Genomic DNA, 25,064 nt, shown 5'->3' on the forward strand with positions numbered 1-25,064 from the left:
AACTAAGCAAAGCGGGGACGAGTATAATGTCTCGCCACTCAGCCTTTACCCAAGTTAACTTTATTTACTTAAAACACAATCTATCTCGCCCGCTATTTTTCGCTTCATAAAGCGCTGCATCAGCTCGGTCAAAGGCGCTCAGGGCAGTATCCCCTTTGACAAACTGAGTAGCGCCGAGAGAAATCGTAATTTCAACTTCTTTTTCTTTAAATTTGAATGGTATAGATTTAATGACTTGCCTTACTTTTTCAAGCGGTTTTTGCGCATGAATCAACGGCATGCCCGGCATTAGTAAGACAAATTCCTCGCCGCCGTAGCGTGCGATAAAATCGCTTTTCCTAATAGACTTTTTAAGGGCCCGTGCGATCACTTGCAAGGTTTTGTCGCCCGCACTATGTCCATAACGGTCGTTGATAGATTTAAAGTGATCGACGTCGATAACAACCAGCGTCACATCTGAATCGTTTATCTCAAATAGGTGCATTTCATGGGTTAGACGCTCATCAAAAGCCGCTCTATTTGGTAACTTAGTTAAGCTATCCAATAGGCTTTTGAACTTTTGTTCGCTGAGTCGCTTTTTATAATTTGAAACTTTAGACTCTAAGGTGTTAATACGATTGTTAATTGCATCAAACGAGTCAAGCAGCGCCTCTCGCTCATTTTTTTCAAGCTTTTCACGCTCTATCAAATCTGCACTCAGTAGTTTCAACTCATTGTCGACCAAGGCTTTAAGCTCAGTTATTGAGCTGGCGTTTTGGGTTTGCTGATTTAAGTTTTGAATTTTTAATTCTATTTTATTGTTTAACGACTGTAGTTCTTTAGATGTTGATTTTGAACGCGCCGTTGTTTCAACAATAGAGCGATGTAGCTCTTCCAGTGTTTGATTCAGTGAAACCAAAAAACCTTGTGCGGATTGGCGCTCTTTGGCAATCGTTTGCGCAATAATTTTAATGATTTCTGTCGCTGCTGAATATAAATTATCTAAACTGTTGTTTTCAGCAACGCTTGCACGTATATCTTTAACCTTTTCTATAACTTCATCTTCGAAAATTAACTCGTTGATCAAAGCTTGAAGCTCAGCAGCTAATTCAGGGTGGTGGCTATGATATGTTTCTTCAGTAATTTCTACTTTTGATTGTAAAACCGTATGGTAGATAGAAACCAAAGACTCCAACGCGGGGATATAAGCATTAGTAGAGTTGATATCTTCAAGTTCTACATCCAATAAGTGACGCAACTTTCTGCGCGACTCATCTGGTAATCCCTTGAGCTTCTGCAGTAACTTTCCGCTTTGCTGAATTGCTGTTTGCAACGCTTTTTGATTATTTGAATTGGTCACTTCTTGTGACTTTAGCGGCTCGGAAATTCCGTCAATAAAAGGCACAAGCAGCTCAAAATCGACGCCTTTATTAAGTGCAAGACGAAATTTAGCTAACTGATTATCAAGTGAAACATCTTGCCCTTTGCAGGCTAAGGATAACTTTGCAGCAAACTGAGTAAGGAGTTCTACTTGTTGTTTTCTTGCATCCTCAAGCGTTTTTCTAGCCTCTATGGCTTGCTTTAATTTCTGCTCGAGCATCACGGCATTATCAGTCACAGATTTCCAATCATAAAATAATCTCTTAGTTACTAAGTCTACAACAAATTAAGCTGTTATGCGCAGAAATTTAACGAGGTAAAGTATCGGAGTTTGCTGTTTACTCATCGATATTACTTAGCGTGTAAGTCGCTGATTTGGTAGATTGATTTTATCTCGAATTACCAATACAAAAATAATGAAGAAAAGTCTAATAGCCTTAGCATGTGCAGCAACATTTAGTGTTTATGCTGACGTCGACTACCGTATTTCAATTACACAACCACAGCATCACCTTGCAGAAGTAGAAGTTAAGTTTCCAAAATCCTCACAATCAAGCATTGATGTGCAACTTCCAGATTGGCGTACAGGTCGCTACGAAATATTGGATTTAGCCAACGGCGTACGCTTTTTTGACGCAAAATCTCAAAGCGGGCAAGCACAAAAATGGGAAAAAATTGATAAAAACACATGGCGCGTACACCTTAGCGAACCTACCGAACTGACGGTTAGATATCAGGTTTATGCCAATGAGTTGGGTCTTCGTTCCAGGCACATTGACGACACCCATGCGTTTATCGACGCCTCAGGCTTTTTGATGTTTAGTGACTCTTTTAGATCTGAGCCTGTTTCTGTTGAGCTCAATGTACCTAAAGGCTGGCGCTCTGTCTCTGGTATGGACTTTGCCGATTCAAAACACAGCTTCAAAGCCGATAGCTACGACATTTTGTTAGATTCCCCTATTGAAACTGGTATTAATCAGCTGCATAAATTTGAGGTAGATAGCCGCAAATATGAATTAGTTATTTGGGGCGAGGGCAACTATGACGTTGACCAAATGCTCGCTGATCTTAAAAAACTCGTTCAAACCGGCACGCTCATTTGGCACGACTATCCTTATGACCGATATGTCTTTATGGTGCATGCAACCAGTGGTGCACGAGGGGCAACAGAGCACTTAAACTCGACGATTATTCAAAGACATAGAGACAGTTTTAAAGAAAGAGATGACTACATTGGTTTTATCTCTACAGCAGCACATGAATTCATCCACACGTGGAATGTTAAAAACTATCGCCCAGCGGGCATGGTTCCTTATGATTACGTCGCACCAAATTACACGGATTTATTATGGCTAGCAGAAGGCTCAACAAGCTACTTTGAGGATTATTTGCTGCTAAGTGCAGGGATCACCACCAATGACGAATATCTTAAAATGCTGACTAAGCGTGTTAATCGTCATTTGAAAACTCCTGGTCGTCATGTTCAGTCGGTTGCAGCAACGAGCTTTGATAAATGGATCAATCAAGGTGGCGATCATGGGATGAATTACAGCACCAATATCTATTCAGAAGGCGCGTTGGTGTCCATGGCACTTGATATCGACTTACTCGAAAAGTCAAAAGGAAAAATTAGCTACCGCGACGTTCATAAAGCACTTTACCAACAGCATAAACTGCCAAATAGCTTCACCAGTGAAGATGTTAAAAACATCCTAAAAGCGCTTACCGGTCAAGACTACAATACTTGGTGGAATGAATATGTTGATACGCCAGCGAATATAGATTTTGACAAGTTATTCGACAAAGTAGGGCTTGTTTATGATTATCCAGAGTCGGCAAAAGTGATTGCAGGCTTAGATGGTATGGCAAGACAAAAGGGGGAATTACTGGAGCTGACCCATGTAGCTCGAGAAGGAAATGCATGGCAAGCGGGGCTAACAGCAGGCGACCTTATCGTTGCATTTGATAAGCACCATGTTCGTAAAGACTTAAAAGCGAGCTTAGAAAACTTCGAGCCAGGTCAAACAATCGCGGTAGATTTTATCCGTCGAGATAAGTTGATGAGTGCGAAAATCAAGCTTAACCGCGACCATGATAAGCCTAAAAAGATAACATTCACGCCTAACCCATCAAGCGAGCAAGCGCTACTTTATAGAGCTTGGATGGGGGTTTCTCACCCAAATGAAATAAAATAATGCGCAATCAAAAAGGGCTGATAACTATCAGCCCTTTTTGTTTCACAGTCCTAAGATTAATCACAATCAGCTTAACTTAGGGCAACTTAACTTACATAATGCGAGAGAAGAAGCGTGAGCGGTTTTTAGAACGACTTCTACGCATAGAAGAGCGGATCTGAGAACGTGTACCCGCAAGCCAGCTTTCACGATCGACCTTAGCGTTATCACCACGTCTTGCTTCTTCAGTAGCTCTAAAACCACAGAATTCACGGTATGCTTTTAAATCTAGCGACAGCTCTTGTAACACAAGCTCTATCATAATCGCATCATCGACATAGCCCAATACTGGGATATGATCTGGAACGATGTCTTCTGGCTCACTGAAGTAAGCAAGAGAAGCCATGATCTCGCGCTTTTCATCTTCAGGCATTTGCCATTCTTCATCTAACACTGCGTCAATTAGCGTTTGTAACGAAATTAGACGAGTGCTTACAAATTCAGGAAGGTTGGATTTTTCCATCGTTGCCACTAAATCACGCGCTTTAGCAATGATTTCGGCATCACTTACATCGCCACTTTTCTCAATAGCAGCTTTCATCATTCCACGGAAGTGTTCAAGATCTGAATCAGAGAGTTCAAAGTTGATTTCTATAGACACGTCTGTGCTCCCTCAACGTTGTTATTATTAATGGTTTAAGCAAAAAGTTAAACTTATTGCAATAATCTTAGATACTAGCACATCTTTTTCAGAAGTCTTCCCATAAATTACACTTTTAACACGAATTTTTCTCTATTACGTACAAGTATAAAACCTATTGTTCAAAAGGCGTACAGCGGCTTTCGCACCATATAACTAGAAGTGTTGCTGATAGCGTTTGAGAACCAGTCCGCGATAAAACTTGTTTTTTATAAACTTATTTATCTGTAGCAACTGCTTACGCCAAAAATACCGCTTTACTCCTGTAGCACTTGGTGCTCTATCTATGGTACTCGCAAACTTTTCACCATGGCTAACAGGACAAGGACTCATTACAAAAACACTCAGATCTTTTTCCCAAAAATGTTGATAATCAATATCAATCGGTCTGCCGAAAGGAATTGATTTGGATAATATTTTCTTTGCCCCCTTAAGACTTACAAGCTGGGCAACGGTTCCGGCAGGTACTTTATTTTGCATAAATAACGATAACGATTTATTTAGCTCGAAGCTTGCAATCGGAGTGCGTTTGTTCTTCTGAGATTGAAATAGCTTGATCATATCCCAATCAAATGGCAATGAAGCGATCAGTTGGTCTATCTGTGCTAAGTCGTCGTGGAGTTGAAAATCATCTTCAAAAATAAAAGCATAGGGCAGTTCTAAGTCAACAATTTTGCTCAGTACTTTTATATGACTTAAATAACAGCCTATCTCACCTAATGTTAAAGGCCGGAAGTATTGCTTAGCGTTTTTTAACTTACAATAGCTCGTATCTAAAACGTCTGCGCTCAGCTCTACACCTTTTATGGCACTTATTCTTTCAAAGGGTAGTGAGAACTTATCAAACTGGAAAGTAGACTCCTTGAGTCTATCAGTACAAGAATCTAAATTGATGAGAAAAATATTCGGTTTGGTCACAATAAGTCTTAAATCCGCTAACTAATTACATTTAGAGTGTGCGACTTTTGTATGACAATGAAATGACCAAATTCTGACATAGAGTAGGGTATCAACCCTACTCTATAAGAAAGTATTACCAATCACTCGCAGCTGAGCAATAACTCACTGCAGTCTGACGGTCTTCCGTTCGGTTATCATGGCGACTTGACATACCGATGATTGCACCATTACCACCTAATGTCCAAGGTTGGTCGTAACCTGTGTATTGTGTTGTAATACATGATTCAGCGAATAGTGCAGCGCCTGTGCTAGAGGTTGCCATAGATGCGCAATTAAAGTTAAACAAACGGTCTTCTGTGCCATTATCGTGACGACTTGATATTCCGACAAAGAATTGACCATTAGGACAAACAAAGTTAAACGCTTGATCATATGAATTTACGTAACCGCTCCACTTTGTCGTTTTACGATAAATGCGACTACCGCTATCCGTTGTAAATTTTGCACAGACTAAGCTAAAACGTCTGTCTTCTTGTTTATCTTGATGGTAGCTTGAAATTGATTTAATAAACATATTACTTGGACAAGTGTAAGTAAATGCTTGGTCAAAATCATTTAAATACCCCGTATTGAGTTCACTATAAACACGTAAGTTACCACCAGCTAGCGTTGAAAAATCACTGGCAATTTCTGTGCGCTCAGTTTTTGCTAACTTAGTCTCAGTAACGTCATAACCTGAAACATCGTTATTAGTTTCTATTAGCGCAATTATCTCATCTAAATTCTTAGCTTGAGAAGCGGGGATCTCATATACACTGCCATTTACTGTATATTCAAATGGCTTAGCTTGCTCATTAGCCGAAGCAGGGGTGCAAAGCATAGCAATAAAGAGGGATAGAGCAGACAACTTTATCAATGTGTTCATCTTAATTCCTTTAAAAATAGTAGTTAATTTAGCGCTAACAACAAAAATAGCAGCTGAATTAAATGCTACTTTTTTTTAATAAACAAGCTTTTTATTAACACATCAAAACCAAAGAAATGCATAATCAGCATCAATTAAATATAGACTGTTGCAGATCCCAACTCTGCTCAAAATATATACTGCTTATTTTTTCTAAATTTTTATCGCGTTACACCACAATTACTATTCACTATTTTTATATAAAAGACGCCACGCGAAGCGGCATTAGAATCGAGTAAAGCAACAATTAAAAATTTATTAACGCTCAAACAGACAAAGTGAAGTGGATTGCAAAGGAGGAATGCTTAGGGGGACAGGGTAGGAGAAGCACAACGCTTCTCCGTATTTCACATCTTATTTTTCAGTCACATTAAACGTAACGATCCATGGCGTGACTTTGTCGAGGCCTTTGCCTAGTTCAATTGCAATTTTGCTAGTAGAGCTCGGTGACATAATTTGCGTACGCATTAGCTGGCCACTCTTTTGGCTATCACCAACCCAAGAGTGATCTAAACATTGCTTTGCGAGACTCTGCGCATAGTTATGGATTTTTACCGCGTTTTCATACTCCTTGAACAGCTCAGAACAGGTATATTTAGATTTTCCAGAAGCGCTTTCTATGATTTGGCATTTATTGCCAACTAGGTGTGCCTTGGCCTGCCAAGAGTTGATTAACTTTGCGCCGACTTCAGCGCCTTTAAGCGCAGAAAACCCACTGGATGATGCACTTAGAAGTGCATTAAGTTTCTCGCAATTAGACATATCGTCGAGCTTTTCTTGTTGCTCAGGGGTCAATGTTGAACATCCGGCAGCTGTCAACCCTGCCAGCATTAGACCAAGTAATCTTGTTTTCATAAACCGTTCCATACTGTTCGCAATAGCACCATTAAAGTTAGACTAATATTTTGCCACTGCATAGTTGTAAGACTATGAGAAGTTTACCTTATTTATATGAACGGGAGTTGATCTAATTACAGATTTATCCCGATTGTAGTAAGCTGGCTTGTTACGGCACGATGTCTGGAACAAGCCAAAGTGGGGGTAGACGAAATGATTACTTACCCAAAGTGCAAATTACTTATGCCTATCTTTGAGCGTATTGACCACGTCACTGAGTGTAAGGCCCTGCCTCTGAAGTAACACAATAAGGTGATACAGTAAGTCTGCGGACTCATTGAGTAACTCTTCGTTGTCGTTTTTCATCGCCGCCAGCGCCACTTCAACACCTTCTTCTCCCACTTTTTGACAACTACGGCTTAAGTCTTTAGCGAATAAAGAGGCGGTATAACTGCTTTCAGGGGATGCATTTTTTCTCTGGGCTATCACTCGCTCAAGCTTTCCTAAAAATGCAAGCTCCGGCATGGTGTCCGCAAAGCAGCTTTCGCTGCCAAGGTGGCAAGTTGGACCTTGCGGTTTTGCGTAGATCAGCAGACTATCTTTATCACAATCGGTATGCACCTCCACCAAGGTCAAAACATTGTTTGAGGTTTCACCTTTGGTCCAAAGACGCGATTTTGAACGCGAATAAAAAGTAACGAGTTGCTTTTCTAATGTCACTTCAAGGGCTTCTCTGTTCATAAAGCCCTGCATCAACACTACCCCGGTTAAAACATCTTGTACGATAGCGGGGATCAGTGCTGATTTATCAAAATCTACTTCAGCAATATTTTGTTTATTAATAATCATTGTCGTGCCGCCACATTATTATTTATTAAGAACTGCTTGAGCTTTGGAATTTCAATCACACCTTTATGGAACACACTTGCAGCCAAAGCACCATCTACATCTGTTTGTTTAAAAACATCAACAAAGTCTTGCATGCTGCCCGCGCCGCCAGAGGAGATAAGTGGCACTTTACACAGCGCTCTAATCGCACAGAGCTGCTCTATATCATAACCATTACGCACGCCATCTTGGTTCATACAATTAAGTACAATCTCTCCGGCTCCAAGATCTTGAACTCGTTTGACCCATTCTTGCGTTTTGTATCGAGTACGGCTTGCCGCATTCGGATCGCCAGTTAACTGATAAACTAAATACTCTTGAGTTTGCTGGTCATAAAAGCTATCTACGCCTACAACCACGCATTGCTTGCCAAATTCGTCATGTAACTCTTTAATAAGTTCAGGCCTTGCAATCGCAGGGCTATTAATGGAGATCTTATCCGCGCCTTGCTCAAGCACTCGAGCAGCATCGGCCACCGATTTAATCCCACCAGCTACACAAAATGGAATATCGATATGCCTGGCAATCTCCGCGACCCAATTTACGTCTAACAGACGCTTTTCGACGCTAGCACTGATCTCATAAAACACCAGTTCATCAGCACCTGCCTCGCTATAACGCTGGGCGAGATCAAGAATATCCCCCACTACTTCATGGCCTTGGAATTTAACACCTTTGACCACCTGACCGTCTTTTACGTCTAAACAAGGAATTATGCGTTTTGATAGCATGATAGAGCCTCCTCAACGTTAAATACACCTTCAAGTAGCGATTTGCCAAGTATCACTCCACCTACTTGTTGCTTTGCAAGTCGAGCAATATCATCAAGCGAGCTCACGCCTCCTGACGCTTGTACTTTAATTGCACTGTTATGTTTAGTGATGTCTTCATATAAGGCAAATGATGGACCTGTCATCGTGCCGTCCTTACTGATATCTGTGCATAAAAAATCGCTCACACCTTGCTCAACATAAAAATCTAATAGCTCGAATAAATCGCTTTTCGCATCATTTAGCCAGCCATGAGTAGCAGGAGACCAGCCGCTTTCGGTTTTGTTCACATCAAGTGCTATCACAAATTTATCGGCACCACATGCTTTAATCCATGCAGCAACTTCTAGCTGTTTATCTACTGCCATTGAGCCTATCACCACTTGAGCAGCTCCGGCATCTAACCACTGCTTTACGTCTTCAATACTGCGAATACCACCGCCTACCTGAAAGGGAACAGATAAAGCCTTAGTCGCCGCTTGGATAGTGCGCCATTGCTTTTTACTCGGATCACGAGCGCCTTCTAAATCCACTAAATGTAGCTTAGCTGCGCCTGCGTTTTGATATTCAAGTAAACGCTCAGCTAAATCAAATGGGTAAAATTGTGCGGTTTCATACTTGCCTTGATACAAACGAACAATATTGTTCTCTAATACATCTAAAGCGGGAATAATCATTGTTCGTCCTTTTTATAGCTGCCAATTAATAAAGTTTTGTAAAAGCTGCGCGCCAACCTTGCCGCTGCGCTCTGGGTGAAATTGCATGCCGGCATAATTGTCGTTTGCAACAATCGCAGAAAACGCCTGACCGTACTCACCCGAAACCAGTGTAGATTGATTGATGGTATGCGCAAAACTGTGTACAAAGTACACTTGGTCTTGTTCATTGAGCCCAGTAGTGAGCGCATGAGGCTTCGCCACACGGAGATTATTCCAGCCCATATGCGGTGCAGTTAACTCATTGGTCTCCAATAACTCAACCTTACCCGGAATGCGGCCTAAGCACGGAATATCACCTTCTTCAGTCGATTCACAAAGAAGCTGCATCCCTAAACAGATACCCATCAAAGGCCGTTGATAGTCAGCTATTGCCTCTGCCCAGCCTTGCTCATTTAACCGCTTCATTGCCACATTGGCGTGGCCTACGCCGGGTAAAATTGCTCGTTCAAAGCTGGCTAATTTCTCCGGTGTTGTGATCACTTCAGGTGTGACGCCAAGGCGCTCAAATGCAAAGCGCACTGAGTTAATATTGGCACAACCGGTATTAATGATTGCAATCATAAACACCCCTTAGAACTTGCCATTTGCTGTGACGCATCCGTTGCAATTGCCATACGAATAGCACGAGAGAACGCTTTGAATAACCCCTCAACTTGATGGTGTGCATTACCTTCGCTTACGCTCAGAATTAAACTCACTGCCGCATTATCCGCAAAGGACTTAAAGAAATGCTCAACCATTTGTACATCCAAGTCTCCAACTTTATCTCGTGTAAAGTCAGCATTAAGTACAAAAGACGCGCGTCCAGATAAATCCAACTGACATTCTGCTTTACATTCGTCCATCGGCAACGCAAATCCATAACGTGCAATTTGTGATTTTGTGCCAAGCGCGGTCTTAAAGGCCTGACCAAGGGCAATCCCGATGTCTTCTACGAGATGGTGCTCGTCTATATGTAAGTCACCTTTCGCCTGAATATTCAGGCCAAGGTTAGCGTGAGTTCTGATCTGATCTAGCATGTGGTCGAAAAAACCAAGCCCTGTTGAAATCTCCCCATTGGCTTGTTGGTCCAGATTTATCGCTACCGAAATCTGTGTTTCTTTGGTATTTCTGGCAATTTGTGCACTGCGATTTAAGGTGGTTAACTGCGTCACAATAGCAGGCCAGTTATCTTCGTAAAGAATACCTTCAATGCAGAGGTTTTTTGCAAGCTGAATATCGGTTTGCCTATCGCCAATAACAAATGATTTGCTAAGGTTCACTTTACCTGAGCGCATCAGTTCTGTGAGTAATCCTGTTTTAGGTTTGCGACATTGGCAGTTGTCTTCGTCAAAGTGAGGACAGATCAGAACTTCCTCAAAACGGATCCCTTGGCTTGTTAGAATTTGCATCATTTTGTCTTGAGGCGCATCAAAATCAGCTTGAGGGAAACTATCTGTACCGAGGCCGTCTTGGTTAGATACCATCACTAGCTTGTAGCCAAATGACTGCAGTTGTAATAACGCGGGGATCACATTGGGTAAAAGTGCCAGTTTTTCTAGACTATCCACTTGTTTGTCGGTTATTGGTTCTTCGATAATAGTGCCATCGCGGTCGATGAATAAATAGGGGGCGCTCATGATACTTCCTCAGTGACTTGGCATTGTTTTAGCCAGTTTTCTACTTGTTTTAATTCCTGCTCGTTGCCGATAGAGATCCGCAGCCAGTTGTCCTCGCCAAACAGCACAAATGGCCGCATGATTAACCCTTGGCGCATCGCTTGCTCCACAAACTGTTTGTCGGTTAGCTGTAAAGTAACAAAGTTGCCTTCGCCGCATAGTATTGCGCTTGCGAACTCGCTGTCTTGTAGCCATTGTATAAGCTTCTTTTTTGCTAGGTTCAAAATAGAGACTTGCCGGCGCATCTGCGTTATCGCGTCTGACGTTAACGCTGTTGCTGCTATTTGTGCTACGACCGTAGAAACAGGGTAGGGCGCAATCACTTTTCTCACCGGTGCCAATAGCGCTTCACTCGCTAACATAAAGCCAACGCGCAGTCCTGCCAGTGCAAACGCTTTAGATAGCGTGCGCAGCACAACGACATTTGAGAATTCTTTGATAAGCTCGACACAGGTTTTTTCTTCACAGAACTCAATATAAGCTTCATCAACGACCACGATTGCACGGCCTTTAAGCTTATCAGCAAGTGCTGCGACTTTGCTGGCAGGTTGTAATGCGCCGGTTGGGTTATTTGGATTACACACAAATACCAATTTAGCGTCACCAATTGCACTGATGAGCGAACCTACATCGTCGTTGGCAAGCTGCGCTTGGCTTAATTCGTTAATCGCGATGTTATGGGTGTCTGCCGTTACTTTGTACATACCATAGGTAGGGGTAAAGATTGCAATGCTATCTTTGGCCGGTTCACAATACGTTCGTACTAATAACTCAATGCCTTCATCGGCACCACGCGTCATCAGTACATTTGTTTGCTCGATCTTAGCGTAGCCTGCATAGGCATCAATTACCGCTTGTGGCTGCGGATCTGGATAACGGTTTAAGTTATCAAAGCACATTTCAAGCACACGAGCGTATGGACTTTCATTGGCATTGAGCCACGTGGTGCCAGTCAACTTTGCACTCTTTGCAGAGCTGTAGGCCTTAAGTTTTTCAATGTTATTTGGTAGCGCAATATTAGTCATTATTATTCTCCAGCCTCACTTTAACGGCGTTCGCGTGTGCATCTAGGCCCTCAGCTTGTGCCAAAGGTAAAATCGCAGTACTTAACCCACGTAGCCCTTCTTTTGTGATGGTTTGTACTGTGTAAGCCTTATAAAAATCCATCAGGTTTAAACTTGAGTAGGTTTTTGAATAACCATAGGTTGGTAACACATGGTTGGTGCCAGAAGCATAGTCACCTGCTGACTCTGGCGTATAGTCACCTACAAACACTGAGCCTGCGTTTTTTACTAGCGGCAGGAAACGCTCCGCATCTCTTATCTGCAAGATAAGGTGCTCTGGCCCATACTCTGCTGAGATCTCAAATGCTTGCTCTACGCTTTCAACTAAAATCAGCGTGCTGTTTTTAAGCGCGGCTCTTGCAATATCGGCGCGACTAAGCTTGCTTAGTTGACGCTCGATTGCAGCTTCAGTTTCTTCGATAAGTTGACTGTCAGACGCTAACAATATTACTTGCGAGTCTTCCCCATGCTCCGCTTGAGAAAGTAGATCGGCGGCGATAAATTCTGGGTTAGCGCCCTTATCTGCAATCACTAACACCTCAGAAGGGCCAGCCGGCATATCAATCGCAAGTCCCGGCACTGACTGAGAAAGCAGCTGTTTTGCCATTGTGACAAAGCTATTGCCTGGACCAAAAATTTTGTTCACTTTTGGTACGCTGTTAGTACCTAGCGCCATGGCAGCAATTGCACCTGCACCACCACATTCAATCACATCCGTAACGCCACACAATTTAGCCGCATACAAAATCGCAGGATGTATTTGGCTATCGCCTTTAACCGGCGTCGCCAACACGATTGTTTTTGCACCACTTAGCTGCGCACACACGCCTTGCATCAATACAGAGGAAGGTAGTGGCGCGCTACCACCTGGCACATATAAACCCACGGCTTCTATCGCTTGATATCTGAGCTCGCAGGTCACACCTGGCTGAGTCTCTATTTTCTTGCTTTGTGGTAACTGCAACTGGTGAAACTTTTTAATGTTGCTATACGCTTGGTCAATAGCACTTTTAAGTTCAGGTGTTAACGCAAATTCGCTTTCAATAAGCTCTGACCCCATTACCCGTATTCTTGGGCTAACACGGGCGTCAAACTGCTCGGCATAACTTAGTAACGCGGTGTCGCCGTTGCGAGCGACGTTATCAATTATCTTTTCAACTGCCGATTTTACCTTGCCACCCACTTTGACCGCAGGACGGCTCAAGCATTCGATGCGTTGCTCGCTGGTGGCTAACTGCCAATCAAACATGCTGTTACTCCATCATCTTTTCAATTGGCATGACGAGAATCGAGTTAGCACCAAGCGCTTTTAACTCTTCCATCGTCTCCCAAAATAGAGTTTCAGAGCTGACCATGTGAAGTGCAACATATTCATCGCTGCCAGCAAGTGCAAGTAAAGTTGGTTGGCCTGTGCCTGGAAGTAATGCACATACTTCATCTAACTTATTCTTTGGTGCATGCATCATGATGTACTTACTTTCTTTTGCTTGTTTCACCCCTTTAAGGCGTGGCATTAGCTTATCGATCAGCGCAAGCTTACTTTGGTCAGTCAACGCTGCATTTTGAATGAGGCAAGCATTGGATTCTAAGATGGTATCCCCTTGCATAAGACCATTAGCTTCGAGCGTTGCACCGGTTGATACTAAGTCACAAATGGCGTCAGCAAGGCCTGCTCGAGGTGCAACTTCTACTGAGCCTGTTAACATGACCACACTGGCATCGATGCTCTCACGTTTTAGATATTGCTTTAAAATCTCAGGGTAGGTGGTTGCGATGCGTTTGCCGTTAAACCAGGCTTTCTCCTGTTGACCTAGCTCTTGTGGCCACGCCAGCGCTAGGCGGCAAAAACCAAAGTCCAATTTTGAAAGTTTAGTGACTTCAGCAAACTGCTCGTTGCGAACACGCTCAGCTTGAACTTCTTCTAACACGTTTTCGCCAACAATGCCTAAATCACAAACGCCGTCCATTACAAGGCCCGGAATATCGTCATCACGTACTCTAAGTACATCAATAGGCATGTTGGTAGAGTGGGCGATCAAACGTTGTTCACGTAAGTTTAGTTTTACACCAAGTTGTTTGAGTAGGGCTTGGCAATCCTTTGAAAGACGGCCTGATTTTTGGATTGCGATTCTTAAACGGTTGCTGTTGCTCATTATTTATTTCCTAATTCTTTAAACGAAAAACCCCGAGGCGGAACCTCGGGGCGAAATAAACTTTGACTATACTTTTTGCTTCGCCGGAGGTTCCTTTAAGGAATAACCCACCAGCGAAATAACTGACAGGTTATCCCGTATGATGATGGTGATGATGAATTGCTGTCAGTATCATTAGCATGATGTTACCTTTGTAATATATCTGCTGTTCAAAAATTTCATTTATAGATAAACATAATTTTGTTCTACTTGGCAATCATTTTTTTACGCAAATTAAAGAATAGCTTATAACAGCCGATAATAAGTAAGACCAACAGTAGGTTAGTGGAGGAACAGATGGATGCATTTAAACCTTTTTTAGGCCCAATCGTACGGCTAGATGTAACTCATAAGTCTGCATTTCATGTGGCTGGTGTGCAGCACTATAAGATTGAAAAAGTTAAGAAAGATCTAAAAACCGAGATCGAACTTAAACGCCAAGCTGCTGAGCATGAAAAAATTAAAGAAAGCGAAGATGAAGAGGATGAGGAGGAAAAATCTCACGAAGAACATAAGGGTGAGAATCTAGATACATGGGCGTAGATATAATTATGCTGGCTCTAACCTATTGAACATCTCTCAATACCAAAGCTTATCTATCCGCCAATAAGCCCATCATCCGCTCTTTCGAACCTAGTTTATTTATCGTTTAGCTCAGCTAAAGCGCGGCGAATATCTCGCTCAGTTGAACGCACTTTGGTGAGATTCAATGCCTGAAGGTAGGCACTTCTAGCCTTTTTGTTTTGTTTCAGTACTCGGTATAACTCAGCCTGAAGCATTAAATACTCTATATGCTGCTCATCCTGTACCCGCTCTTTTCCCAATAAGCGTTCCATAGCATCAACAGCCCTACGCTTATCACCGTGTTGCTGAAGCGCTAAATAAACCGATGAAACACAAGCATCTCTCCACGTTGGTAGTTGGCTTAATGCAATATGCTCAATCAGGCACCCGTTAGTAAATAAACGCTGCGCTCCGTCTTTCGCTGAAAAAGTCCACAATAAGTTAGCAGCTCGATGGATCAAAACGATATCTTGCGCATAATGTTGACCCACAGAAGCTACCGTTTTTAGGGCTAACTCTTCATTTTGTGTGTTTTGTAAGTAGTCCATAAAAGCCAAGTTATAGTAGCGGTCATCCATTGCTTTTAGTCTATCAACTATCGTTTTTGATGCTTTTTTTTCAAAATCCCAAAAGCCACTTTCTATAGCTAATGCTTTCGCTGCAGATACTAAGTACTCAGGATTATTTGGCGCCAATTCTGCAGCTCTTATAAAGTGCTTGTTAGACTTCTCAACTAAGCTAAGTTTATTAAAAAGGTTTGACTGTTGTTTAATTTGATACCATAAATTACCAGCAGTAAAATGCACCTTTGCATTGTCTATATGGCGCTTAATCAAGGTGTTTAACAGTATTTCTTTATTACCATCATTTTGCGCAACCGCAACTGACACGGCCATTATTTCTGCATCAAGCTCTTTATCTTTTAGCGTGTTAAGCATTTTAGTGACTTGCTGATACTGACGATTATAAAAAGCAGACTCAAGCATTGTTATTTGAGGATTGGGTTGCTGTGCTTGTGTTAAAGCACTATACAAAATAATAACCGTGCAAAAGGTATATATAAGCGATTTAATAAACATGTTGTGTCCTTTTTAGTGTGTCCATTATCACTATTGTGTGTTTTCTAACGTAAGCTTAATTCGCAGTTTTGATACCAGCTTTTACTTTTTATATTTTTATTCATACAATCAATATGATGTAGGCTGTTATCGCTTTACTCTTACTGTATTTTGCGTGCCATTATCGATACACTCGTCGTGTTCTGTTTCGATACCGATACATTTGATAGTTCTGTTTGTATTCAATAAATCAAACAAAGTTGCATAAATTAACGACCATTTATTTAAGGAGAAATAACATGTCGTATAAATCAGTAAAAAATCTCATAGGTTGGTTCGTTGTAGGTCTGTCTGTGCTAGCGTTAGCCCCCAGTGTTGTGCCCGGTAGCATGGCTGTTTTAGCATTTTACTTAAGCCTTGTACTGCTCCTAGTTTCCTTGTTTACCATTTCTTCGGCCAATCACCGCCACTTTAAATTGACAGCAATCATTGTCGGTGTCGGTATGCTGGTTTTGAACGATTACTTGCGTGTTGTAATGCCTTCACCAGAGCCTACTTGGCCTAACCGCATCGCTTTGTATCTCGTGTATTTCACTATTTGTGGGGTAGGCATGATTAAGATTAAACGACAACTTAACAGGTAAACACTCAGTTATTGCCAAACAGCGGTTGCGATTTGATGCTTAGCCACATACAATTTCGCGACCTGTCTGTTTGTAAACTACATTACTTTGGCTGTATCTACGACTTTCTCTTCTACGGGGCCTTTAGCCCAGCATTTCCCGGGCTATCAACCAAGACAGCCCCAAATTGATATGGCTATTGCGGTAGAAGAAACCATACAAAATGGTGGACAATGCATCGCCGAAGCAGGAACAGGGACGGGTAAAACGTTTGCCTATCTCATTCCTGCCTTTCAGTCTAAAGGTAAAGTCATCGTCTCAACCGGCTCTAAGGCCTTGCAAGAGCAATTATTCCATCGTGACGTGCCGACCCTAAAAAAGGTGCTTGGCAGTGGGAAAAAAGTCACTTTGCTAAAGGGTAGAGCCAATTACCTTTGCCCTTATCGTTTATCACAGCATTTGAGCCATGTGCCAACCGACGACCCAGATGTTATGCATCAACTTGCCATGGTTGCAAAGTTCGCTTCTGAAACACACAGTGGAGACTTAGCCGACTGTGTGGGTATCGAAGAAGACGCAAAAGTATTACCCTACGTTACCTCAACTGCAGATAACTGTTTAGGGAAAGAGTGCCCAGACTATGAAGACTGTTATATCCGAAAGGCAAGATTGAAGGCTGTCGATGCCGATGTTGTGGTGATCAATCATCATTTATTTTTTGCCGATATGGCCGTAAAAGATTTAGGTTTTGCGGAGCTAATGCCAACCGCAGATAGCTATATCTTCGATGAAGCACATCAATTACCAGAAATAGCCAGTGACTACTTTGGTGAGACTATCAGCACTAAAGCTTTGCAGGCGCTTATTAACGATTTAAGGGTGATCTACCGTTCTGATATTCCAGATATGTTGCAACTAGGCAAAACGCTCAATAAATTGGAAACTAGTGTCGCCGATTTGCGTTTGGTATTTGGTGGCGATGGTGCTCGTGGTGATTGGCGTGAGGCGCTGGCGAATAAACCGATTTGCGATGCGATGCATCGAGTGATAGCTAACTTAGACTTTCTCTATAAAGTGCTCAAGCTTTGTCTGGATAGAAGCGAAAAAATAGAACACCCATTTGAAAAGGTCATGACCTTTAAAAATCAGTTTGAACGTGCCTTTGATACCAGTCAAACTGGATTTAGTTACTGGTTCGAAACCACAAGACGCTTTTTATCTATTCATATCACGCCGCTTGATGTATCAAGTAAGTTTGCACAAATTGTCAAAACCACTGAGGCAAGCTTTGTATTTACCTCCGCCACCTTATCCGTTGATAATTCCCTGGAGCACTTTAGTCGTAGCTTAGGACTCAAACCGACCTCACAATTTATTGTTGATAGTCCATTTGACTATAAGCAGCAGGCTTTACTCTGCCTGCCACGCTATTTGCCAGAAACCCGTGACGACTTAATGCCACATGCGCTGGTAAAGCTTGCAAAACAGGTGATTGAAGCTGCAAAAGGGCGTACATTTTTACTCTTTACCAGCTATCGCGCGATGCATTTAGTGTACGAAGGGCTGAATACGGCACTGCAATACCCCATTTTTATGCAGGGTCAAGCATCGAAACGGATAATTTTAGAGCAATTTATTCGGCACGGTAACGCCGTACTACTTGGTACAGCTTCTTTTTGGGAAGGCGTGGATGTGAGAGGTGACACTTTGAGTTGTGTCGTCATTGATAAGCTACCATTTGCTTCACCAGATGACCCTTTGTTGCAAGCGCGCATGCGAGACGCTGAAATGCGTGGATTGGAACCCTTTGATGCAATACAACTCCCCCAAGCTGTTATCGCGCTGAAACAAGGGGTTGGGCGATTAATTCGTGATGCTAACGATAAAGGTGTACTGATTATTTGCGATAATCGCTTAGTTACGAGAAAATACGGCCAGACGTTTTTAAGTAGTTTGCCTGATATGTCTCGCACGAGAGACTTAAACAAGGCAATTCGATTTTTAGAGAATATTGATAAAAATGAAAAATAACCTGTTGGCCATAGACGCCTCCACCGAAGCACTCAGTATTGCATTGCACTATGAAGGCAAGTTTATTCGCCACTTCGAGGTTTGCCCACAGCAGCATAGCCAAAAGATACTTCCCTTAGTTGAACGTATTTTACGCGAAGCCGATATCACGCTTAGTGAGCTTGATGGCATTGTATTTGGACGTGGGCCTGGCAGCTTTACTGGTGTGAGAATAAGTACAGCGGTTGCGCAAGGCTTAGCATATTCTTCAGGTCTTAAGTTGGTTGGCGTTTCAACTTTGCAGGCGATGGCGCAACAGGCATACATGGAAGCAGGCAAGTCCAGCGTAGTGTCGGCAATAGATGCACGTATGGGTGAGATCTACTTATGCCAATACAACGGCGAAACTAGTGGTGTTATTCAACCAAGCACCGAAGAAACAGTTATTAAACCTGAAAATATCGACTTTACGTCAAGTGGTGCGGCAGGTGTTGGTACAGGATGGCAAGCATTCTCAGAGCTTGCCACACAGCTTGAATGCGAAATCATTGACAATATCACGTTACCTGATGCTTATTACATGCTGTTTATAGCCGACGATAGTTTCACACAAGGCCTATCTGTGGATGCAGCTGACGCCCAGCCAAAATATGTGAGGGATACTGTTACGTGGAAAAAGTTGCCAGGTCGAGAATAAAGGCGTATTTTTATACAAGCATTTCGTATCTATTGAGCTAAACCGTGAAACTAAATTCAATCATTCAACAAGCAGGTACATATCAAGTAAAGCCACAGCCTAAAAAGGCGGTGAGTCCTGCTATAGAAGAAGGAAATACGGCTAAGCTCAATACCGCTCAGATCAAAACCAGTGAAAAGGGCATTGCGTTGGTGGAGCAATTCCAATCGCAGCAACGTTCTACTATCTACGACCGCCCTAACTTTCGCACTGGACAGGCAATTAGTGAATACAAAGCAATTGCAACGGAAGCAAGACGAGATGAGATCAAAAGTATGATTGGCGTCTCTGTTTACGCGTAACAACTCTCCCAAGGATCAAAAAGAGAAGGTCAGCAAATGCTGACCTTCTTTGTTTGGAATAGTAGATGAAGATTTTTACTTTTTAATAAATCCAATCAGTTTATCTGCAATTGCAGTATTGTTTTGCGAGCCAATAAATGCTTCTTTACCTTTACCATGGGCAAACACTTGTACATCGATAGCGGTGTGACCACCCGTTGTCCAACCAGTGAAAGATGCATCACTAATTGCCTCTTTAACGACAACACTAAGCGCCTTTGGACCTTGTGATAGTGCTTCTTTTACTTTTAGCTCAGTCGCACTGTCATACTCAAGACCTGTGAGCTTTTGCCACGTTGCTTTAACGTCTTTTGTCTTTGCAAGTACTTTTGCTATCTCGCCCGCTGAACCTTTCACTTTAGCGATCACATCACGCTCCCAGCGATATTGACCATTCGCACCAAGCGTTAATCCACCGGTAGAGTGATCTGCTGTGATCACTAGGATAGTGTCAGGGTTGTTATCAACAAAAGCCTTTGCCAGCTTAATTGACTCTGCAAAGTCGTCCATTTCATGCATAGCACAAGCGATATCATTAGCATGTCCACACCAGTCAATCTGACTACCTTCAATCATTAAGAAGAAGCCTTTATCATTTTGGTTTTCCAATAATGATAGTGCCGTTTTAGTCATTTTAGTTAGGCGCTGCGGCTCTTCATCAATTGCGAATGGCAGACCTACTTCTGCGAACAGACCAATCGCAGGAATTTTGTTTAGCGTTTCAAGCTTAGATAAAGCATCAACGTATTGATAACCCGCGTCTTTAAATTCGTTAACTAGGTTTCTATCTTCACGAATGAAATATTTAGTGCCACCACCAAGCATGAGATCTACAGGTAGTTTTCCTGCGATTTTATTGTCGATGTAATCATTGGCAATGTCGTCATAGTTACGACGCGACTCATTATGAGACGCGAAACTTGCAGGTGTTGCGTGGTTGATTTGCGATGTTGCAACAAGCGCGGTTGTTTTACCTTTTCTTTTCGCCACTTCAAGCATCGTTTCCAAATGTTCTTTATGGGTATCTACCGCAATTGCGCCATTATAGCTTTTTGTTCCTGTACTCAGAGCGGTTGCACCCGCAGCACTATCTGTTACAACCGTGTCGTCGTCTGGGTAGGTATGCGCCATACCAACCAAAATAGAGTCAAAAACCGTTGGATCAACCACTTTCGTTGAAGGGTCATCTTTAAAATAACGGTAGCCCGTAGTGTAAGCCGGCCCCATACCGTCGCCAATCATATAAATAATGTTTTTTGGAGCAGCCAATGTCGGAGCCGCAAATACTAATCCAACAAATGAGGCCAAAAGGCTAGTTTTGAAATTCATTGTTATTCCCGTGTACTTATCGTGATGGAAGTTTGTGATTCTCTGCTATTTGATCGATTTAAAACACATTCATAATAGAATGGATGTTCGATAAAAATATTTTCAACAAATCAAAGTAGTAAGTTCAAATATGTCACGGTAAGATGATAAATCAATGATGGTACAATGAACACTAAAAGAATTCGTCGATGTCTCTATATGCGATAAAAGAACAAAAAATCGGGCCATTCTCCTACCAAAGCTGGGGAGAAGGAAAGCAAACCGTTGTTTACCTTCATGGTTGGCAAGACAACAGCAATAGCTTTGTGCCATTTGCACCATTTTGCAATACTCAATACACGCATATCGCGCTTGACTTACCTGGTCATGGACACTCAGATTGGAAAAGTGCTGACGCCTTCTATTACTTTATCGATTATGTCTATGACCTAAAGTGCTTTTTAGATTTAGCGCAGATCAAAACATGCCATATTGTTGGTCATTCTATGGGAGCGATGATAGCTAACTTGTTTGCAAGCTGCTATCCAACACGTTGTTTATCTTTGGTATTAATCGAGGGGATCGGAATTGTGAGCACCTCAGAGAGTGATACCAAAACCCAGCTCATTAATGCGTTTAATTCTCGAGATAAGTTAAAACAATCTGAACAAAGGGTTTATCCTGATATAAATACACTTGCGCAACTGCGTAGTAAAGTTAGTGATGTTTCTGTAGAAATAGCAGCGCTGCTTATGGCAAGAAATACTCAACCGCATTCTGACGGCGTGCAACTTAGATTGGACCCGCGACTAAAGCATCATTCTGGATTTAGATATTCCATCTCTCAGGCAAAATCGGCACTTAATGGGATATCCGTTCCAACTTTACTGGTGTTAGCGGAACAAGGCTATGGCATGATTGTCAGACAATATAGTCAATTTAAGGGTTGTTTCGAATCACTCAAGCTTGAGAAAATACCTGGCGGCCACCATTGCCATATGGAAAACCCAGAAATTTGCTATAAGCTAATTGAAGCACACCAAAACCGCGACAAAACATCGTTTACAACTGAAGGAGCGTAAAGAATAAACTAATCATGGAAAGAAAAGTTCGCAAAGAGCGCTAAAGCCCTCGTTTCAACAGCATCTAGATTGTAAATCCTCAGATATTGTGGGAATATGGCGTTTTTAGAGTATTTGCTCAATTGTTAAAGTGCCTTACATCGTTTATGGTTTAGGGTGAATATAAAAATAACGAGAACACAGGAGCTAAGAGTGGAAAAAATCTGGCTTAAGCGCTACCCAGAAGGTATGCCTGAAACTATCGACCCAGAGCATTACAACTCATTGCTTGAATTATTTGAAAAAAGTTTTGCAGATTATGCCCAGTATCCAGCCTACACCAATATGGGAAAGACACTGACTTATCAGCAAGTTGATGAAAAAACCAAAGCAGTTGCTAGTTACATACAAAACGAATTGAAGCTTGGTCGTGGCGATAAAGTTGCGGTCATGATGCCAAACTTGTTACAAACCCCAGTTACTATTTTAGGTGTATTACGTGCTGGTTGTACCGTTGTAAACGTCAACCCGCTATACACTGTACGCGAATTAGAGCATCAGCTAAACGACTCCGAGTCAAAAGCTATCTTTATTCTCGCAAACTTTGCCCACACACTGGAGCAGGCCTTACCAAAAACAAGTGTGAAGCACGTAGTGCTGACAGAAATTGGTGACATGTTAGGTGGCTTCAAAAAGCACTTGGTGAACTTTGTTGTTAAGCACTTCAAAAAAATGGTGCCAGACTTTAGCCTGCCAAATACCATTCCTTTCAAAGAAGTAATTGCGGCAGATCCTACAAAATATCAGAATCCGGATGTGACGCTGAGTGATCTTGCCTTCTTGCAATACACTGGCGGTACAACTGGCGTATCTAAAGGCGCGATGCTTACTCATGGCAACATGGTGGCAAACCTTGAGCAAGTCTCTGGCTGTTTAGATAAAGTATTGGATAAAGGAAAAGAGGTCGTTATCACGGCGCTACCGCTTTACCATATCTTTGCATTAACAGCGAACTGCCTGACCTTTATGAAGTACGGTGGTCACAATATCTTGATCACCAACCCGCGTGACATGCCAGCGTTTGTAAAAGAGCTGTCAAAGGTTCCATTTACCGCGATAACTGGTGTAAACACGCTATTTAATGGTTTGTTGAACACACCTGGGTTTGCCGACCTCGACTTTTCAACCCTGAAAATGTCTTTAGGTGGTGGTATGGCCGTACAACGCCCAGTCGCTGAGCGCTGGCAGAAGGTGACAAAGTCAAAGCTGATGGAAGGGTATGGTCTTACAGAATGTGCGCCGCTAGTTACTATTTGCCCACATGATCTTGAAGCCTACAACGGTTCTATTGGTTTACCTGCACCAAGCACTGACATTAAGATTGTTGATGACAACGGCAATGAAACTCCTAAAGGTGAGCCCGGTGAGTTGTGTGTCAAGGGCCCACAGGTGATGGCTGGTTACTACAACCGTCCAGACGCAACAGCCGAATGTTTAAAAGACGGCTGGTTTGCAACGGGTGATATCGCTACTTATGATGATGATGGTTTCTTCTACATCGTTGATCGTAAAAAAGACATGATCTTAGTGTCTGGCTTTAACGTTTTCCCTAATGAAATCGAAGAAGTCGTTGCTATGCACGAAGGCGTGTTAGAAGTTGCAGCGGTTGGCGTGCCAAATGAGGTTAGTGGTGAGCAAGTTAAAGTTTTTATTGTTAAAAAAGACCCATCTTTAACAGAAAAAGATATAATTGCACATTGCCGAGATAATCTAACGAACTATAAAGTACCAAAGCTAGTTGAGTTTAGAGATGAACTGCCAAAGACTAACGTTGGTAAAATACTGCGTAGAGCGTTAAAAGAATAACAAATAGAGCCGGCACTAGCCGGCTTTTTTATAACTAGTGTGATATGGCTAGTTATGTAAATTGCATGGGAGTAACAGTGCAGTATCAAGTTATTGAAAGCCAAACAGCACTAGATGAATTTGTCTTGTCTATTTCGAAAGCCAAGGTGCTCGCCGTCGACACCGAATTCATGCGTCGCCGCACCTTATACCCAGAAATTGCTTTATTACAAATCTTTGATGGTAACCATCTTGCACTTATCGACCCGCTAGCCGATATGGATTTTAGTAGACTGTGGACGTTATTTGCCGATACTCGTGTTTTAAAAGTGCTTCATTCTCCATCAGAAGATATCGAAGTATTTCTAAAGTTTGCAGGTTTTATCCCATCACCAATATTCGATACCCAGTTTGCTTTACAATTGTTAGGTGAGGGGAGTTGTATTGGTTTTGCTAATATGGTTAAGCAACTTAGAGACGTAGAAATTGACAAAAGTGAATCCAGAACGGATTGGTTACGTCGCCCCTTATCTCAAAGCCAATTAGATTACGCCGCCTCTGATGTATATCATTTACTGCCATGTTTTGAGACTATTCAAGCGCGAGTAAACGAAAAGCAGTTATTTAACATAGTGCTTCAAGAGAGTGAATTGCTCGCCCAAAAGAGAAGCTTCCGCCAGCCAGATGAAGTGCTTTATCTTGATGTCAAAAACGTGTGGCAACTTAAGCCTAGAGATCTTGCTACCCTAAAAGAACTTGCAGCGTGGCGCAGAGCCAAGGCAGAGAAAAAGAACTTAGCGCTAAATTTCGTGCTTAAAGAACATAACATGGTAGAAATTGCCAAACGTCGTCCAAGCTCATTGGGCAGTTTGCGCAATGTTCCAGGTGTTGAACCGATGGAAGTCAATCGCTCTGGTAAAGAAATTCTCGCCTGTATAGAAAAAGCAAAAGAAGTGAGTGAACAAGATTGCCCACAACGCGTAAGAAGACTCATCGACTTTAAAGGCTATAAGGCGGCGTGCAAGGATATCAAACATCTTATCGCAGAAGTCGCCAAAGCTAACGACATTCCGGTTGATGTGTTTGCCTCGAAGAAACAAATCAATCAGGTGATCAGCTGGTCGTGGAAAAAGTCACCGGAAGAAAAGCAATTGCTGATGAAACCCGATCTTGCGTTAGGCTGGAGGGCTGAGCTTGTTGCAGATAAGTTAGACAGTTGGTGGCAGTAGCACTCCTGTCTACTAAAAGATGAAAGAGAAGTGAAAGCGATAATAACATCCACCTCCCGAAGGA

General features: G+C 42.3%; 24 protein-coding genes. 9 read left to right on the plus strand and 15 right to left on the minus strand.

Annotation, left to right across the window (positions count from 1 at the left end; genetic code table 11):
• Positions 1-64: 64 nt before the first annotated feature.
• Positions 65-1,597 (minus strand): GGDEF domain-containing protein, encoded by a 1,533-nt coding sequence (locus tag JJQ94_RS00215; protein WP_099029551.1) that lies wholly within the window; start codon positions 1,595-1,597, stop codon positions 65-67.
• Between the two features lie 178 nt (positions 1,598-1,775).
• Between JJQ94_RS00215 and JJQ94_RS00220 the strand changes: the two genes are divergently transcribed.
• Complete coding sequence (locus tag JJQ94_RS00220) at positions 1,776-3,554, plus strand: M61 family metallopeptidase (RefSeq protein ID WP_099029552.1); 1,779 nt, start codon at positions 1,776-1,778, stop codon at positions 3,552-3,554.
• Between the two features lie 91 nt (positions 3,555-3,645).
• Here the strand turns inward: JJQ94_RS00220 and JJQ94_RS00225 are convergent, their stop codons facing one another.
• The 12 genes from JJQ94_RS00225 to hisG form a co-directional block, all read right to left on the minus strand.
• Positions 3,646-4,194 (minus strand): YkvA family protein, encoded by a 549-nt coding sequence (locus JJQ94_RS00225; RefSeq protein ID WP_045990127.1) that lies wholly within the window; start codon positions 4,192-4,194, stop codon positions 3,646-3,648.
• Between the two features lie 195 nt (positions 4,195-4,389).
• A complete protein-coding gene (locus JJQ94_RS00230; RefSeq protein WP_099029553.1) occupies positions 4,390-5,151 on the minus strand; it encodes a glycosyltransferase family 25 protein in 762 nt (253 codons plus the stop codon).
• Between the two features lie 115 nt (positions 5,152-5,266).
• On the minus strand, positions 5,267-6,058 hold the full coding sequence (locus JJQ94_RS00235; protein ID WP_099029554.1) for a dermatopontin-like protein: 792 nt from the start codon (positions 6,056-6,058) through the stop codon (positions 5,267-5,269).
• A 393-nt stretch (positions 6,059-6,451) separates the two neighbouring features.
• Positions 6,452-6,952: a hypothetical protein gene (locus tag JJQ94_RS00240; RefSeq protein ID WP_099029555.1), complete on the minus strand. Its 501-nt coding sequence runs from the start codon at positions 6,950-6,952 to the stop codon at positions 6,452-6,454.
• A 219-nt stretch (positions 6,953-7,171) separates the two neighbouring features.
• Entirely contained in the window at positions 7,172-7,783 is a 612-nt protein-coding gene (gene hisIE, locus JJQ94_RS00245; protein WP_099029556.1) for a bifunctional phosphoribosyl-AMP cyclohydrolase/phosphoribosyl-ATP diphosphatase HisIE, read from the minus strand.
• Positions 7,780-8,553 (minus strand): imidazole glycerol phosphate synthase subunit HisF, encoded by a 774-nt coding sequence (hisF, locus tag JJQ94_RS00250; RefSeq protein ID WP_099029557.1) that lies wholly within the window; start codon positions 8,551-8,553, stop codon positions 7,780-7,782. Before hisF ends, hisIE begins: the two co-directional genes overlap by 4 nt.
• Entirely contained in the window at positions 8,535-9,269 is a 735-nt protein-coding gene (locus JJQ94_RS00255; RefSeq protein ID WP_099029558.1) for a 1-(5-phosphoribosyl)-5-[(5-phosphoribosylamino)methylideneamino] imidazole-4-carboxamide isomerase, read from the minus strand. Before JJQ94_RS00255 ends, hisF begins: the two co-directional genes overlap by 19 nt.
• Positions 9,270-9,281: 12 nt before the next feature.
• Complete coding sequence (hisH, locus tag JJQ94_RS00260) at positions 9,282-9,872, minus strand: imidazole glycerol phosphate synthase subunit HisH (RefSeq protein WP_099029559.1); 591 nt, start codon at positions 9,870-9,872, stop codon at positions 9,282-9,284.
• Positions 9,869-10,930, minus strand: coding sequence for a bifunctional histidinol-phosphatase/imidazoleglycerol-phosphate dehydratase HisB (gene hisB / locus JJQ94_RS00265; protein ID WP_099029560.1), 1,062 nt, complete (start codon positions 10,928-10,930; stop codon positions 9,869-9,871). Before hisB ends, hisH begins: the two co-directional genes overlap by 4 nt.
• Positions 10,927-11,994, minus strand: coding sequence for a histidinol-phosphate transaminase (gene hisC, locus JJQ94_RS00270; RefSeq protein ID WP_099029561.1), 1,068 nt, complete (start codon positions 11,992-11,994; stop codon positions 10,927-10,929). Before hisC ends, hisB begins: the two co-directional genes overlap by 4 nt.
• Complete coding sequence (gene hisD / locus JJQ94_RS00275) at positions 11,987-13,282, minus strand: histidinol dehydrogenase (protein WP_099029562.1); 1,296 nt, start codon at positions 13,280-13,282, stop codon at positions 11,987-11,989. Before hisD ends, hisC begins: the two co-directional genes overlap by 8 nt.
• Before the next feature lie 4 nt (positions 13,283-13,286).
• On the minus strand, positions 13,287-14,186 hold the full coding sequence (gene hisG / locus JJQ94_RS00280) for an ATP phosphoribosyltransferase (protein WP_099029563.1): 900 nt from the start codon (positions 14,184-14,186) through the stop codon (positions 13,287-13,289).
• Between the two features lie 336 nt (positions 14,187-14,522).
• Here hisG and JJQ94_RS00285 point away from each other — a divergent pair, with 336 nt between their 5' ends.
• A complete protein-coding gene (locus JJQ94_RS00285) occupies positions 14,523-14,768 on the plus strand; it encodes a hypothetical protein (protein WP_010605471.1) in 246 nt (81 codons plus the stop codon).
• A 95-nt stretch (positions 14,769-14,863) separates the two neighbouring features.
• Here the strand turns inward: JJQ94_RS00285 and JJQ94_RS00290 are convergent, their stop codons facing one another.
• Complete coding sequence (locus JJQ94_RS00290) at positions 14,864-15,868, minus strand: hypothetical protein (RefSeq protein WP_099029564.1); 1,005 nt, start codon at positions 15,866-15,868, stop codon at positions 14,864-14,866.
• A gap of 278 nt (positions 15,869-16,146) precedes the next feature.
• Between JJQ94_RS00290 and JJQ94_RS00295 the strand changes: the two genes are divergently transcribed.
• The 4 genes from JJQ94_RS00295 (at position 16,147) to JJQ94_RS00310 (ending at position 19,518) form a co-directional block, all read left to right on the plus strand.
• Positions 16,147-16,491 carry a hypothetical protein gene (locus tag JJQ94_RS00295; RefSeq protein ID WP_099029565.1) on the plus strand — a complete coding sequence of 115 codons (345 nt, stop codon included), beginning with the start codon at positions 16,147-16,149 and terminating at the stop codon, positions 16,489-16,491.
• 171 nt (positions 16,492-16,662) lie between these two features.
• Positions 16,663-18,501 carry an ATP-dependent DNA helicase gene (locus JJQ94_RS00300; protein WP_099029566.1) on the plus strand — a complete coding sequence of 613 codons (1,839 nt, stop codon included), beginning with the start codon at positions 16,663-16,665 and terminating at the stop codon, positions 18,499-18,501.
• Positions 18,491-19,177, plus strand: a complete 687-nt coding sequence (gene tsaB, locus JJQ94_RS00305) for a tRNA (adenosine(37)-N6)-threonylcarbamoyltransferase complex dimerization subunit type 1 TsaB (protein WP_099029567.1) — start codon at positions 18,491-18,493, stop codon at positions 19,175-19,177. Before JJQ94_RS00300 ends, tsaB begins: the two co-directional genes overlap by 11 nt.
• A gap of 44 nt (positions 19,178-19,221) precedes the next feature.
• A complete protein-coding gene (locus JJQ94_RS00310) occupies positions 19,222-19,518 on the plus strand; it encodes a hypothetical protein (protein WP_017216823.1) in 297 nt (98 codons plus the stop codon).
• A 75-nt stretch (positions 19,519-19,593) separates the two neighbouring features.
• Here the strand turns inward: JJQ94_RS00310 and JJQ94_RS00315 are convergent, their stop codons facing one another.
• Positions 19,594-20,886: an alkaline phosphatase gene (locus tag JJQ94_RS00315; RefSeq protein WP_099029568.1), complete on the minus strand. Its 1,293-nt coding sequence runs from the start codon at positions 20,884-20,886 to the stop codon at positions 19,594-19,596.
• A gap of 188 nt (positions 20,887-21,074) precedes the next feature.
• On the opposite strand from JJQ94_RS00315, the gene JJQ94_RS00320 reads away from it, so the two are divergent.
• The 3 genes from JJQ94_RS00320 (at position 21,075) to rnd (ending at position 25,000) form a co-directional block, all read left to right on the plus strand.
• The gene (locus JJQ94_RS00320; RefSeq protein ID WP_099029569.1) at positions 21,075-21,947 is read left to right on the plus strand and encodes an alpha/beta fold hydrolase; all 873 of its coding nucleotides are present in this window, start codon (positions 21,075-21,077) and stop codon (positions 21,945-21,947) included.
• Positions 21,948-22,139: 192 nt separating this feature from the next.
• Positions 22,140-23,792 (plus strand): long-chain-fatty-acid--CoA ligase FadD, encoded by a 1,653-nt coding sequence (gene fadD, locus JJQ94_RS00325; RefSeq protein WP_099029570.1) that lies wholly within the window; start codon positions 22,140-22,142, stop codon positions 23,790-23,792.
• Positions 23,793-23,869: 77 nt separating this feature from the next.
• Positions 23,870-25,000: a ribonuclease D gene (gene rnd, locus JJQ94_RS00330; RefSeq protein WP_099029571.1), complete on the plus strand. Its 1,131-nt coding sequence runs from the start codon at positions 23,870-23,872 to the stop codon at positions 24,998-25,000.
• The last annotated feature ends 64 nt before the right edge of the window (positions 25,001-25,064 follow it).

The sequence above is a fragment of the Pseudoalteromonas sp. GCY genome (genome assembly GCF_016695175.1).
In the GTDB taxonomy this organism is placed as follows: Bacteria; Pseudomonadota; Gammaproteobacteria; order Enterobacterales; family Alteromonadaceae; genus Pseudoalteromonas.

Excerpts from the sequence above, each read along its gene's own strand:
- JJQ94_RS00220 (WP_099029552.1), top strand. The coding sequence starts at position 1,776 with ATGAAGAAAAGTCTAATAGCCTTAGCATGTGCAGCAACATTTAGTGTT.
- JJQ94_RS00235 (WP_099029554.1), bottom strand. The coding sequence starts at position 6,058 with ATGAACACATTGATAAAGTTGTCTGCTCTATCCCTCTTTATTGCTATG.
- JJQ94_RS00240 (WP_099029555.1), bottom strand. The coding sequence starts at position 6,952 with ATGAAAACAAGATTACTTGGTCTAATGCTGGCAGGGTTGACAGCTGCC.
- hisIE (WP_099029556.1), bottom strand. The coding sequence starts at position 7,783 with ATGATTATTAATAAACAAAATATTGCTGAAGTAGATTTTGATAAATCA.
- hisF (WP_099029557.1), bottom strand. The coding sequence starts at position 8,553 with ATGCTATCAAAACGCATAATTCCTTGTTTAGACGTAAAAGACGGTCAG.
- JJQ94_RS00255 (WP_099029558.1), bottom strand. The coding sequence starts at position 9,269 with ATGATTATTCCCGCTTTAGATGTATTAGAGAACAATATTGTTCGTTTG.
- hisH (WP_099029559.1), bottom strand. The coding sequence starts at position 9,872 with ATGATTGCAATCATTAATACCGGTTGTGCCAATATTAACTCAGTGCGC.
- hisB (WP_099029560.1), bottom strand. The coding sequence starts at position 10,930 with ATGAGCGCCCCCTATTTATTCATCGACCGCGATGGCACTATTATCGAA.
- hisC (WP_099029561.1), bottom strand. The coding sequence starts at position 11,994 with ATGACTAATATTGCGCTACCAAATAACATTGAAAAACTTAAGGCCTAC.
- hisD (WP_099029562.1), bottom strand. The coding sequence starts at position 13,282 with ATGTTTGATTGGCAGTTAGCCACCAGCGAGCAACGCATCGAATGCTTG.
- hisG (WP_099029563.1), bottom strand. The coding sequence starts at position 14,186 with ATGAGCAACAGCAACCGTTTAAGAATCGCAATCCAAAAATCAGGCCGT.
- JJQ94_RS00285 (WP_010605471.1), top strand. The coding sequence starts at position 14,523 with ATGGATGCATTTAAACCTTTTTTAGGCCCAATCGTACGGCTAGATGTA.
- JJQ94_RS00290 (WP_099029564.1), bottom strand. The coding sequence starts at position 15,868 with ATGTTTATTAAATCGCTTATATATACCTTTTGCACGGTTATTATTTTG.
- JJQ94_RS00295 (WP_099029565.1), top strand. The coding sequence starts at position 16,147 with ATGTCGTATAAATCAGTAAAAAATCTCATAGGTTGGTTCGTTGTAGGT.
- JJQ94_RS00300 (WP_099029566.1), top strand. The coding sequence starts at position 16,663 with ATGGCTATTGCGGTAGAAGAAACCATACAAAATGGTGGACAATGCATC.
- tsaB (WP_099029567.1), top strand. The coding sequence starts at position 18,491 with ATGAAAAATAACCTGTTGGCCATAGACGCCTCCACCGAAGCACTCAGT.
- JJQ94_RS00315 (WP_099029568.1), bottom strand. The coding sequence starts at position 20,886 with ATGAATTTCAAAACTAGCCTTTTGGCCTCATTTGTTGGATTAGTATTT.
- JJQ94_RS00320 (WP_099029569.1), top strand. The coding sequence starts at position 21,075 with ATGTCTCTATATGCGATAAAAGAACAAAAAATCGGGCCATTCTCCTAC.